The sequence below is a fragment of the Chryseobacterium sp. C3 genome (genome assembly GCF_014218905.1).
In the GTDB taxonomy this organism is placed as follows: Bacteria; Bacteroidota; Bacteroidia; order Flavobacteriales; family Weeksellaceae; genus Chryseobacterium; species Chryseobacterium mucoviscidosis.
The window spans coordinates 431,424-444,056 of the sequence record NZ_JACLCU010000003.1 but is presented as its reverse complement, the minus strand read 5'-3'; the positions used below and the strand labels follow the sequence as shown (position 1 = coordinate 444,056).

At 35.6% G+C, this 12,633-nt stretch carries 14 protein-coding genes; 6 read left to right on the top strand and 8 right to left on the bottom strand.

Going from position 1 to position 12,633, the window contains the following annotated elements; translation table 11 throughout:
• Positions 1 to 8: 8 nt before the first annotated feature.
• Entirely contained in the window at positions 9 to 854 is an 846-nt protein-coding gene (locus tag H6W53_RS09120; protein ID WP_185206265.1) for an ABC transporter permease, read from the bottom strand.
• 2 nt (positions 855 to 856) lie between these two features.
• Positions 857 to 1,759, bottom strand: coding sequence for an ABC transporter ATP-binding protein (locus tag H6W53_RS09115; protein ID WP_185206262.1), 903 nt, complete (start codon positions 1,757 to 1,759; stop codon positions 857 to 859).
• 117 nt (positions 1,760 to 1,876) lie between these two features.
• On the opposite strand from H6W53_RS09115, the gene H6W53_RS09110 reads away from it, so the two are divergent.
• The 3 genes from H6W53_RS09110 (at position 1,877) to H6W53_RS09100 (ending at position 4,977) form a co-directional block, all read left to right on the top strand.
• Entirely contained in the window at positions 1,877 to 3,235 is a 1,359-nt protein-coding gene (locus tag H6W53_RS09110) for an AAA family ATPase (RefSeq protein ID WP_185206260.1), read from the top strand.
• 136 nt (positions 3,236 to 3,371) lie between these two features.
• On the top strand, positions 3,372 to 4,478 hold the full coding sequence (locus H6W53_RS09105) for an NAD(P)/FAD-dependent oxidoreductase (RefSeq protein WP_185206257.1): 1,107 nt from the start codon (positions 3,372 to 3,374) through the stop codon (positions 4,476 to 4,478).
• Between the two features lie 13 nt (positions 4,479 to 4,491).
• Positions 4,492 to 4,977, top strand: a complete 486-nt coding sequence (locus tag H6W53_RS09100; protein ID WP_185206255.1) for a hypothetical protein — start codon at positions 4,492 to 4,494, stop codon at positions 4,975 to 4,977.
• An 18-nt stretch (positions 4,978 to 4,995) separates the two neighbouring features.
• On the opposite strand, the gene H6W53_RS09095 is transcribed toward H6W53_RS09100, so the two are convergent.
• Complete coding sequence (locus tag H6W53_RS09095) at positions 4,996 to 5,163, bottom strand: hypothetical protein (RefSeq protein ID WP_185206253.1); 168 nt, start codon at positions 5,161 to 5,163, stop codon at positions 4,996 to 4,998.
• A gap of 215 nt (positions 5,164 to 5,378) precedes the next feature.
• Here H6W53_RS09095 and prfB point away from each other — a divergent pair, with 215 nt between their 5' ends.
• Both prfB and H6W53_RS09085 read left to right on the top strand, forming a co-directional pair.
• Positions 5,379 to 6,491: a peptide chain release factor 2 gene (prfB, locus tag H6W53_RS09090; RefSeq protein WP_185206251.1), complete on the top strand. Its 1,113-nt coding sequence runs from the start codon at positions 5,379 to 5,381 to the stop codon at positions 6,489 to 6,491.
• An 84-nt stretch (positions 6,492 to 6,575) separates the two neighbouring features.
• Entirely contained in the window at positions 6,576 to 7,283 is a 708-nt protein-coding gene (locus H6W53_RS09085) for a DedA family protein (protein ID WP_116547670.1), read from the top strand.
• A gap of 133 nt (positions 7,284 to 7,416) precedes the next feature.
• Here the strand turns inward: H6W53_RS09085 and H6W53_RS09080 are convergent, their stop codons facing one another.
• Both H6W53_RS09080 and H6W53_RS09075 read right to left on the bottom strand, forming a co-directional pair.
• A complete protein-coding gene (locus H6W53_RS09080; protein ID WP_185206249.1) occupies positions 7,417 to 8,289 on the bottom strand; it encodes an alpha/beta hydrolase in 873 nt (290 codons plus the stop codon).
• 74 nt (positions 8,290 to 8,363) lie between these two features.
• Positions 8,364 to 8,801 (bottom strand): hypothetical protein, encoded by a 438-nt coding sequence (locus H6W53_RS09075; protein WP_185206247.1) that lies wholly within the window; start codon positions 8,799 to 8,801, stop codon positions 8,364 to 8,366.
• Positions 8,802 to 9,044: 243 nt separating this feature from the next.
• On the opposite strand from H6W53_RS09075, the gene H6W53_RS09070 reads away from it, so the two are divergent.
• Positions 9,045 to 9,944, top strand: a complete 900-nt coding sequence (locus H6W53_RS09070; protein WP_116547672.1) for a DUF808 domain-containing protein — start codon at positions 9,045 to 9,047, stop codon at positions 9,942 to 9,944.
• 76 nt (positions 9,945 to 10,020) lie between these two features.
• Here the strand turns inward: H6W53_RS09070 and H6W53_RS09065 are convergent, their stop codons facing one another.
• From H6W53_RS09065 to H6W53_RS09055, 3 genes are all read right to left on the bottom strand, one after another.
• Positions 10,021 to 10,371 carry a prevent-host-death protein gene (locus H6W53_RS09065; protein ID WP_185206245.1) on the bottom strand — a complete coding sequence of 117 codons (351 nt, stop codon included), beginning with the start codon at positions 10,369 to 10,371 and terminating at the stop codon, positions 10,021 to 10,023.
• Positions 10,372 to 10,471: 100 nt separating this feature from the next.
• Entirely contained in the window at positions 10,472 to 11,590 is a 1,119-nt protein-coding gene (gene dnaJ, locus H6W53_RS09060; RefSeq protein ID WP_108410030.1) for a molecular chaperone DnaJ, read from the bottom strand.
• 100 nt (positions 11,591 to 11,690) lie between these two features.
• Positions 11,691 to 12,227 (bottom strand): nucleotide exchange factor GrpE, encoded by a 537-nt coding sequence (locus tag H6W53_RS09055; RefSeq protein ID WP_076392462.1) that lies wholly within the window; start codon positions 12,225 to 12,227, stop codon positions 11,691 to 11,693.
• Between the last annotated feature and the right edge of the window lie 406 nt (positions 12,228 to 12,633).

Below are 12,633 nucleotides of genomic sequence, written 5' to 3'. Positions count from 1 at the left end.
CAAATCAATTACCAATCCTTCTTTCTGAGAATCCAGTACGACCCGAAAATAAAAATCGCACACCAAACCAGACACGCAATTAAGCTTTCGGTAGGATAGTGGAATTCATATTTTCCGCCAAAGATTTGCGCTGCTTTTAAACGCATCATCGGATTGGGAATAAGACTGGACATACTTTCCAGAGGAAAAAGATGACTAATGAAGAAATCGTCTTTCATAATCTTTAATCGTTCCGCTTCCTGTGTTCCTCTTACTTTTGAAAAAACTTCTATGGTCGACAAAATGCTTTCTGCAATCCACAAAACAAAGAATGCAAGAAAAACAAAGACCGATTTTCTCAGCAAAACCGAAAGAAACATCAGAAAACAGAAGAAGGTAAACAGCTTCACAAAATAATTGCCAATAAAGAAAACCTCTTCAAAAACTTTTCCTGAATCTGTCGTATCGGAATACTGATATCCCAAAAACAAAGTAAGTGCAAATACAATAACCGTGGAAATAATAGTGAAAATGCTTATCGTTAACAATTTAGAGCTGATGAATTCCTTTCTGCTTAAACCGTCAATCGTATTCTGCTTAAACATCCGGTTGCTGAATTCCTGTGAAATCGAAAAAACAATGATTAATCCTAAGAAAATCTTCAGCAAAGCAACAATCCATGTTGTAAAATTCCAGATTCCCGGAAAATTATAAATTCCCTGTTCCTTTAAATTAATTGTTCCTCCGAAAGCATCAAAATCCACCAGTCCGACGAAAAGCAAAGTAATAAGAATCGCAAAATATAAGATCGTAAAAACCTTAAACGGTCTGTAGTTCAGGTTTTTGTAATATTCTAGTTTTAGTAATTTCAGCATGATTATTTTGTGTTTTTTACAAGTTCAAGGAATTGAGATTCAAGAGACAGTTTTTTCTTCGTTAAATGAGACAGGAAAATCCCTTTTTCAGCCAGTTTCTGGTTCAGCGCCGAAGCCGAAATAGAAGCGTCATCACGGATCTGTGCTTTCAGAATATTGCCTTCCGGATTTACCGCAGTAAACCACTGCAGCTCATTCAGTGCATTTAAAAGTAATGTATTGTTGTCTGCTTTCAATTCAAAATAACCATTATTGGCGGTCATCTCATCCACCCTTCCGCAATAGATGGAATTTCCCTCCTTCAAAACAATTACATGACTGCATATTTTTTCAATTTCATCAAGAAGGTGACTCGCAATAATAATCGTAATGCCCTGTTTTGCAATATTATTGATGATATCTCTGATCTGGATAATTCCTTCAGGATCAAGACCGTTTGTAGGCTCATCCAGAATAAGAACCTCCGGATTGTTCAGCATCGCCGAAGCAATCGCAAGACGCTGTTTCATTCCCAGAGAATACGTTCGGAAAGGATCCTTTTTTCTTTCCAGAAGATTAACCGTTTTCAGCACTTCATCAATTCTGGAATACCGCGTTCCTTTAATTTCGGCAACAATTTTAAGATTCGTCTCCGCATTCAGATAAGGATAAAAATTAGGCTGTTCTATAATCGCCCCGATTTTTTTCAGCGTATCCGGATCAGTTCCTTTTTTTCCAAACCAGTACCATTCTCCGCTTGTCGGGTTAATCGTAGAAAGCAGCATCCCGAAAGTGGTGGATTTTCCGCTTCCATTCGGTCCTAAAAGTCCGTAAACATTCCCCTTTTCCACATCAAAGGAGATATTGTTTACCACGATTCTCTTGAATTTTTTAGTCAGATTCTTTACTGATAAAATTTTTTCCATGTAATTTGTTTTACATAGTAGTAGTGTATATAATTCACGTTTTGTTACAAATTATATCATCAATCCGTAAAATTTAATTTCTAAAAACATTAAATTTGATAGAATTAATAGGGAATTATGAAGTTAATTGAACTGGCAAAAGAACTTAACGTTTCAGCAGAAGCGATCAAACAGTTTATTCAGGATTTTGATCTTGAGCTTGTAGAATGCATAAGCACAAATTTTGAAGTAAAAGAAGATTTTGAAAAGTTTGCGCGCGAAAACATCGAATTTTTAAAACTTTACGAAAAAGATTTAGACAAAACAAAAACACTGGAACAGATTGCGGAAACCATCAATCAGCCCAAAGAAAAAATAGAAAAAGCCATTAAAGAAGCCGATCCGAATATTTTTGACAACGGTTTCTTCAAATCTTCCATTTCAAGCTACGGAATCGATAACAAACTGGGCGGAAATTATCAGTTTGTATACGATTATTTCGGGCATAAAATCAGCCTTCAAAAAAGAGATTTCATCGGCTACAGAGATCTTTTCTTCTATATTTCAGGCGCTCTGGAACCGTTTTTAAATCCGCAGCAGATTAAAGACTGGGGAATCAATAAACCCGCCGGAATTATTCTGTACGGTCCTCCCGGAAGCGGCAAGATTTTCTGGGCAAATAAAATTGCGGAAATTATCGGCTATCAATTTAAAGAAGTTAAAAAACATTACCTCGGAACCTCTTTTGTAGACGGAATTCAGACCAATTTCAATGATTTTCTGGTAAGCATTTTGAAAGAAGATAAAATTCTGCTGTTTCTGGAAGACTTTGATGAAATTATGATGGCAAGGAAAGCAGACAATAATGTCGCTTCCTGTAATCTGGAAACGCAGGAGCTTATTCTGCATTATATTTCGAAATTTGAGCAGGAAAATCTTCTGATGGTAGGTTCGGCAAACTCGGTTTCCGACATCAATGAAGAAATTCTGGCTCCCGGAAGATTCGATGTCGTGATTCCGGTTTTTCCGCCTAATCTTGCGGAAAGATCTGAAATCATTTTATATGCGATGACAAAAAATCTTGAAAAAGATTCTCTGCTGTTTAAGATTTTAAAAAACAACAAAGCCGATAAAATTCCTTTCTGGAATGAGGTTTCTTCACAGATGAAAGTATTCAGCAATACGATGCTGATTGATTTTACCCAAAGTCTGAAGAAGAGAATTAAAAACGAATATCAGAAAACACGAAATGAAAATTTAAAGATCGATCAGAAACTTTTAAAAGGGGCTTTAAGAGATGCGGCGGCGAAACTGACGGAAGAATATCTGGATCAGATTGCGAGATTTTTAGCAGATGCGATCATCAATAATTTTGATCAGTTCCAGCAGAGAATTCAGAATCTTAAAAAAGAACTGGATACTTATAAAGCAGTTGAAGAACCAAGAAGAATCATCGGATTTCATCATAACGGCGAAGAAGAGGGAAGTCAGGGATAAAAAGGGTGAATTTCTTCGTTTTTGAATTTTGCGTTGCAAGTCAACTGTCAATTTTTATAATATTATGACTCAGAATGGAAAAAAAATTCACAAGCGAAGAGAATTGGCTATTCACAATTTACCATAAAAATAACTTATGAACAGCATCTGGGAACTTGAAACTTTTTATAGAAAACGTGAAATTATTATCATTGGAGCCGGTTTTACGGGACTTTGGACCGCAATTTCCATTAAAGAAAAATATCCCGAAAAATCTGTTTTGATTATTGAGCGAAATGCTGTTCCGATGGGTGCTTCCACGAGAAATGCAGGATTTGCCTGCTTCGGAAGTTTAACGGAAGTGATTGCTGATTCTGAAAAAATGGGCTGGAAAAAAACACTAGACCTTGTAAAGATGAGGTTTGACGGTTTGCAGAAAATTCAGTATAATTTTAAAAATTCCGAGATAGATTTTGATCTGAATGGCGGTTTTGAAATTCTTAACCATGATGAACCTTTACAAAAGCTGGATGAAGTAAATCAAAAGCTGAAATCCATTACCAATGTTGAAGAAACCTATTTTTTAAGCCAACATAAAATTCAGGAATTCGGTTTGGGAAAATCTCAATATCTGATTGAAAATCCGTGTGAAGGAAGCCTTCATTCCGGGAAACTCCTTCAAAAATTACTGGAAAAGTGTCACGAATTAAAGGTTGAATTTCTTTTCGGAACAGAAGCTGAAAATATCACGGAACATTCAGATGAAATTGAAGTTCATCTTTCAAAAAATCTTTCTGTGAAGGCAGATCAGTTAATTCACTGTACGAATGCTTTTGCTTCAAGATTTTTAGACAAGGAAGAAATTATTCCGGCTCGAGGACAGATTATTTTAACGGAACCGATTGAACATCTGAAATTAAAAGGGACATTTCATTATGATGAAGGTTTTTATTATTTCAGAAATCTCGGAAACCGGATTTTACTCGGAGGCGGAAGAAATCAGGATTTTAAAACAGAAGAAACCACATCTTTTGAAACCACAGAATTTTTGCAGAATCATCTTGAAAATTTTTTGAAAGAAGTCATTTTACCCAATCAGCATGTTGAAATCGCTCATCGCTGGTCAGGAATTATGGCAATGGGAACCGAAAAAACACCGATTGTAAAACAACTTTCAGAAAGGCAGTTTTGTGCAGTCCGTCTTTCAGGAATGGGTGTTGCGCTGGCTCCGAAAATCGGGGAGATTGTAGCGGAAATGATTTAAATAAAAGTATTTAATGAAATATTTACCTTTCGAACATTTAATTTATCAAACTAATCTATCAGAAAAAGAGGTTATTGTGAAACTTTCTGATTATATGCACACAAAGAGAAACCGTTTTAAATTTAATGGCAATCCAACGAAAGAATACGAAGGTTTTATCAACGGAAATAGTTTTGAAATTAACCGAATTATAAAAAACAGAAATTCTTTTCTTCCGCAAATAACAGGAACAATTCAAAGAAATAATAATGAAACTCAAATTGAAGTTAAAATGCGGTTGGATTGGGCTGTGTTTGGATTTTTATTGTTTTGGTGCTCGTTTGTACTATTTTTTTTAATTATGACTCTTACACAGAGTGAAATTTCTACAGATATTTTGCTTCCTTTTTTCATGTTGTTATTTGCATATCTTTTAACAATGTTAGGTTTCAAGATTGAAAGTAAAAGATCTAAGAAAGATCTGGAAAAAATGCTCGGAGCCAAAATAATTAAGAAATAATAGTTTTCTGAATTAATGTTAAAGATTTTCCCACCAATCAAAAACATCATGGGTTATTTTTTCTGAATTGAATTCATCTAAAGACAGACCATAACTTACACAGAGTTCCCATTCTATAATTGCTTTCAGCTTATCATATTCAGCTTCTTTTTCCAATTGTTGTAATAACTTTTCTGCAAAGTGCATAAGAGAGTTTTTAGAAGCACTGGCAATTAAATTCATCGAGTAAAGAAATTTGTTTAATAGAATCAACCTGCTATTATGCTCGGTGATTATGAAATTCATTTCATTTTTATCCATATAATATCATCTGGAGTAAATATAACTAAAAACGAGCGTCGTTTATGACTAATTTTCTTTACTCATAATTTTATCCGTATTTTTGCAAAAAATAAACAATCGTGATTAACAGCGACCAGATAAAAGAAATTCAGTCAAGAATTGATGATTTACATAAATATCTTCAGATCGATAAAAAGAAGATAGAAATTTCTAATGATGATGAAAAAACAGCAGCTCCAGAATTTTGGGACAACCCGAAAGAAGCGGAAGGATTTCTGAAACAGCTCCGTTCCAAAAAGAAATGGGTGGAAGCTTATGATGAAATCAATACTCAGTTTGAAGATCTACAGGTTTTAGTGGAATTTGCGAAGGAAGATCCAGATTCTGAAAAAGAACTGGACGAAACTTTCCCTCAACTGGTTGAAAAAATCGAAGATCTTGAGTTCAAGAATATGCTTTCCAATGAAGGGGACGAACTTTCTGCGGTTTTACAGATCACAGCGGGAGCGGGGGGAACAGAAAGCTGCGACTGGGCTTCAATGCTGATGAGAATGTACACCATGTGGGCGGAAAAACAAGGGTATAAAATCCGTGAACTAAACTTTCAGGAAGGGGATGTAGCCGGAGTAAAAACCGTAACACTGGAAATTGAAGGAGAGTTTGCATTCGGCTATCTAAGAGGAGAAAACGGAGTTCACCGTCTGGTAAGAATTTCGCCTTTCGATTCCAATGCGAAGCGTCATACGAGTTTCGTTTCGGTGTATGTGTATCCTTTGGTAGATGATACCATTGAAATCAACATCAATCCTGCCGATATTTCATTCGAAACCATGAGATCTTCCGGAGCAGGAGGTCAGAACGTAAACAAGGTAGAAACGGCGGTTCGTCTTCGTCACGCGCCTACAGGAATCATCATTGAAAACTCAGAGTCGCGTTCCCAGCTTCAGAATAAGGAAAAAGCAATGCAGTTGCTTCGTTCGCGATTATACGAAATGGAACTGGAAGAGCGTATGAAAGCCCGTAACGAGATCGAAGCCAATAAAATGAAGATCGAGTGGGGAAGCCAGATCCGAAACTACGTTATGCATCCTTATAAACTGGTAAAAGATGTGCGTTCCGGATACGAAACTTCGGATGTGGATTCTGTGATGAACGGAAACATCACTCCGTTCCTGAAAGCTTTCCTGATGGCGGATGGAACGGCGGTTTCAGATGATGATATGGAATTGTAACACGATGTTTAAATTTCGTTAAAATCTGATAATAAATTTCCGATTGACGTTTATTAATCCTATTTTTGCTACTTATCAAAATGTATGGAAGATTTCAATAGCTGGAAAGATTTATTAAATCCGGAGTTTTATATCAAGCTTGGGGGATTTTGGCTCATTCTGTTTATCATTTTCGCCGAAACAGGTCTTTTTGTAGGATTTTTTTTACCGGGCGATTCATTGCTTTTCGTTTCGGGAATTTATTCAATTGATATCATCAGAGAGACTTTCGGCTCCACAGGGAGCGATTTTCTTGATACATTTATTTTAGCGGCTTCTGTAGCTTTAGCGGCAATTGTTGGAAATGAAGTAGGCTATTATTTCGGAAGAAAAACAGGTTCTGCTCTGTATAAAAAGCAGGATACATGGTTGTTTAAAAAGAAATATCTTTATCAGGCTCACGATTTTTTTGAGAAAAACGGAGCTTTGGCAATTATCATGGCGAGATTTTTACCAGTGGTAAGAACATTCACCCCGATTGTTGCAGGAATCGTAAAGATGGATAAAAAGGCATTCTTAAGAGATAATATCATCGGAGCGGTTCTCTGGTCGTTTTTATTGATTTTTGCAGGACATTATCTGGACAAATTATTCATCGATCAGTTTGGAATCGATCTTAAGAAAAAATTAGAACTGATTATTATTGTGATTGTTCTGATAACAACAGTTCCGGTTATTATCAAATTTTTATTCGGAAAGAAACAGGATTTCTCCAAGTATGAAAATCATAATTTTGATGAAGACGAAAAATAAAAAAGTACTTTTAAAATAGATCTAACCCGTTCGTTTGAGCGGGTTGTTTTTTGCGATATATTTAAGATTCATCCTTCTGCAAATACAGAAGCACGAAAAGCCAACCTCAAAATACAAATTCTAATTTCAGAAACTAATCCTTAATCCATTCTAAAATATTGGGATAAATAATGCTGTCTCTTTTCTTTCTGCTAAAAAATCTCGGCACATGACCCGTATTTTCCATAAAAATAAACTTATGAGGGATATTTTGAGCCGTTAAAGCAGAATCTAAAGCAATACCCTGTTTCGGGCTGACTAAGAAATCCTGATTTCCCTGAAAATGAAGGGTCGGAACATTCGAAATATGGGCAATCGGACTGGCTTTTTTAAATTCTTCCGATAAATTTTTTCGCAGAAATTTCGTTCCCACCACTTTTTGGATGGTTGGTGAAGAATATTTGGAGTAAAATGAATTGAGGTATTCCGGAGAATAAAAATCTGTCGGTCCGCTTAAGGAGATGATTTTTTTAATTTTATCAGGATTTTGATAGCCATACAGCAAAGCAAGATGACCTCCCGCACTTTCTCCCAAAAGGATATAATTGTTGGGTTGAAGCTCCGCTTTCTGCGCCAGTTCGTTGAATTTGGCAATCACCGAGTTGATGTCTTCAAGCTGTTCCCGGTACGTGATTTTTTTTGATTTTGAAACCAGCCGGTAATTCATATTAATACTCGGAATATTATTTTTAAAGAGCATTTTCTGAATCTGGATCATGTGTTCTTTTTTGCCCAAAGTCCATGCTCCGCCATGAATTAATAAGACAACCGGAGAATTTTCAGGATAATCTGAAGGAAGAAAAATGTCTGCTTTCTGCCTTTTATGTTCGCCATATTTCAGATTGTAAATTTTCTGTTCGTTATTCGTTCCCACCCAGACTTTAAATTTTCTCGTATTGCATGAAGTCAGAATAAAGCCAATTAACCCTAAAACAAAGAAATGATAACGAAGAATCAGCTTTTTCATAGAATAAATGTACAGAAAATTAAAATTTAAAAATTAATAATACCAGAAATTTTTATTTTTTGTGGTGTACTTTGTTATGAGTTCCATTCCATATACCCGAAAAGAAAATGGTTGTTTTCACACAATAAAGTTTTTCCTCCCGAAGCAAATAAACTTTCTCCCCGAGACCATGTTTCGTAAATAATTTCTTCAGGAGAATATTCTTTGCTGCATTTTTTACAAAAAATTGAATGAAAATCTTTACGAATCATTACTTTAATTGAAAAAGATTGTACATATTGATTTTTTTCTGCAAAATCAATATCTGTTTTTGCTTCCGAAAGTAATTTCCGTAAACGGGTGATATTTTGATATTCAATATGTCTTGGAGCATCATGAGGTAGTTTTTTGCCATACTTATGATAGATTTCCATTTCGTCATCATAAACTTCTATCAGCTTTTCAGTTTCAATCTTCACTTTTGAAACAACTTCATTGCTGGTGTTTTTTACATCGAATGTATAGTATATCATTGTAATATTTTGATTTTAAAGGCTGAAATTAGAATTCGCCTGTAAGTTTCATGGTTTTTTTTGATGATTATTACGAATATACAAATTATGAGGAATACAATTTGATATACAGATTTTAAAATAATTAATCTTGATTAGCTAAGCGATAAATAAGTTTAAATAAAGCTCGGTCAGTCATGTGAAAAACCGAATTAAATAATTATTTTTGCCCTTTAACAAACATTAAAAAAATATTAAAATTTTATGGCATCTGGTTTTTTTGCGATCTTGGATGATATTGCTGCATTAATGGATGATGTGGCGGTTACAAGTAAAATAGCAACTCAGAAAACAGCTGGAATCTTAGGCGACGATCTTGCTGTAAACGCTGAAAAAGCGACTGGTTTTCTTTCGTCCAGAGAACTTCCTGTTTTGTGGGCAATCACAAAAGGATCATTCATTAATAAGCTCATCATTCTTCCGATTGTTTTCGTACTGAACTGGCTGTATCCACCTGCGATTAATTATGTTTTAATTTTAGGAGGTTTATATCTTGCTTTTGAAGGCGTGGAAAAGATTATAGAGTTTCTGTTTCACAGAGATAAAAAAGGGCATGAAGTCGTAGAGGAAGTGGAGGAGAAGAATACCAATTCTGAAGAAACGGAAAAAGCAAAGATCAAGTCTGCAATTACTACGGATTTTATTCTGTCTATTGAAATTGTAATTATTGCTTTGGGAACAGTGCTGGAAGAAAGCCATCCCTTTATTACCCAGATTTTGGTAACCTCATTGGTAGCTTTTATTGCAACAGTAGGTGTTTACGGAATTGTAGCTTTAATTGTAAGAATGGATGATGCAGGCTTTAAACTGATCAGAAAAAGTAACGATAAAGGAATTATCGGAAAACTGGGACATCTTCTTGTAAAAGCACTTCCAATAGTCATTAAAGCTTTGGGAGTGATCGGAACCATTGCCCTGATTATGGTTGCGGGCGGAATTTTTGCTCACCGAATAGAATATTTCCACCATATTTTACCATCATGGTCTTCAGATAAAATACTTACTGTTCTTAAAGAAGTGATTCTGGGACTTGCAGGAGGATTGCTTGCCGTGGCTGTTTTCACCATTGGAAAAGCTTTGTTTTCTTTAGTAAAACGCGCATAGAAATTGATCGATAATAGTAAAAATTCGCGACTTCTACGAAGCCGCGAATTTTTTATTTCGAAGATAATTTAATTACCTAGTTCAGATCATAGTTCATAATTACCAGTCGCAGAATAAAGTGTACATAATCCTGGTCTGCATTTTTTCTGTTAATCAGATGATTTTTATACTCATAGGATTTTAATACAGAAAGAAGTTGTCTGTAAGTCTCAAGATCTTCATTCTTGATCTTTACCCTCATATTTCCGTCTCTTCTTTCTACGAGTTTGTCATCCAGCGTTCTTACTTTAAATAAAACCTCGCATGATTTTTTAGCAGGTCCGAAATATCTCTCAACAATATTAATTTTGAATGCATCAAAAGTAATCGTATTGAAAATAAGATTCGCCGTAGATTCTGGTGTATGGAGTTGAAGCTTGTAGTTCATGAGAAATTTTTACAATAAGTACAATATGTACAGGTTTTTAATTTAAAGTAGTTTTAAAATTCAAAAAGAGACTTTTCAAAGAAAGCCTCTATAAATATAGTTAATTGAAAAGATCTTTCACCTTATCGAAGAAAGTTTTTTCTTTACCGGATGGTTCCGCAACCATTTCTCCGCTGTTCATTTGCTTTTCGAAGAAGTCTTTTTGATCTTTTGTCAGCTTTTGCGGAGTCCATACATTGATGTGGATAAACATATCTCCTTTTCCGTAGCTGTCGATACTTGGAAGACCTTTTCCTGCTAATCTCAGAATTTTTCCGGATTGCGTTCCTGCATCCACCGTAATTTTCACTTTTCCGCCAACGGTAGGAACCTCTTTTTTCGTTCCCAAAGCTGCTTCAGCAAATGAAATATACAATTCCTGATGAAGATTATCTCCTTCTCTTTTAATTACTTTATCAATTTCCTCTTCGATAATCACCAGTAAATCTCCCGGAATACCTCCAAAAGGAGCATCATTACCTTTTCCTCTTACATTTAACTGGATACCATCTCTTGCACCGGCTGGAATATTGATCGTTACTTCCTCTTCATCTTTAATCAATCCCTGAGCATTGGCTCCCGCAGGAATTTTATCTGCTACTTTTCCGATTCCCTGACACGTTCCGCAGGTTGTCTGGGTCTGCATCTGTCCGAACATCGTATTCATTACCTTAAGCTGCACACCGGAACCGTTACAGGTAGGGCAGGTTTTTGAAGTGGCACCTTCTGCCATCTTCATTTTCTTTACTTTAATGGTTTTCTGCGTTCCGTTCACCATTTCATCAAGATTCAGCTTAATTCTGATTCTTAAATTAGAACCTTTTACCTGTTGACGACCACCGCCGCCACCGCCAAATCCTCCGAAACCGCCACCGAAAATATCTCCAAACTGGCTGAAAATATCTTCCATGTTCATTCCGCCACCGAAACCGCCTCCTCCGAAGCCTCCGTTTCCGCCCATTCCTGCGTGTCCGAACTGGTCGTATCGCGCACGCTTCTGTTCGTCGCTCAGAACTTCGTATGCTTCTGCAGCTTCTTTAAATTTTTCTTCGGCTTCCTTATCGCCCGGATTTTTATCAGGGTGATATTTAATGGCCATTTTACGGTATGCTTTCTTTATTTCGTCGGCTGATGCAGATTTGCTGATCTCAAGAACCTCGTAATAATCTCTTTTTGACATGATATATTATAATTGATTATTGATAAATGATAAAAGATATAATAGTTTGTTAATAAGTGAAAATTCATCATTTATCACTCATCATTTATCATTTATTAATTTAGTTGCCCGTAACTACTTTTGCAAAACGGATCACTTTTTCTCCTAAAGTGTATCCTGTTTCAATAACATCCACGATTTTTCCTTTTAAATCTTCTGAAGGAGCAGGAATCTGAGTGATCGCTTCGTGGAAATCCACATTAAAGCTGTCTCCCGCTTTTACTTCCATTGCTTTCAGTCCTTTTTCTGTCAGTTTATTTTTGAATTTGTTGTAAATTAATTCAACACCTTGCAGATCAGCAGGATTTCCGTTCTTCGCAATTTCTTTAATTGCTCTTTCAAAATCGTCCAATACGCCAAGCATAGAAATCATCATATCCTGATTTGCATACTGGAAAAACTCCATTTTTTCTTTGCTCGTTCTTTTTTTATAATTTTCGAATTCTGCGTACAGTCTGATGTAACGATCCTTTTCTTCTGCCAAAAGTTCCTCTGCCGTAGGTTTTGCTGTCACATTTTCCTCAGTTGCCGCTTCGTTCTGAATATTCGTATCTTCTTGATTATTGATGCTTTCTTCGTTAATATCCTGATTTACCATAATTCAATCTTTATTTTCCTTTTTATTCACAAACATTCTGCCAAAGAAAAAAGCGTGACATTTCGTCAGATTTTGAGTTTTTTGCAATTTAATATGGAGTGCAAGAAAATTCCCTTCTCTTTAGATTCGGCAAAATTTTGTAAAAATTTTAGATGGGATGGTTCTAAATATTACTTAAAAAAAAGCTGTTTTTCTTGTTTTTAAGAAGCTGTTTCCCGCTTTCTGTTACAATTCCTCATTACGCGGCTCCGCTTCGCTCCGCCGCTCCATTGCGGGATTTTCTCTTCAATCGGGGCTAGAATTGAAGTCGTGTTTTAATTATTGGGAAATCTGTTATTTGAAAAATTTAACATCATTACAAACATCAGATTTGAAAAAATTAATAATTGAAAAGCTTTAAGTTCTT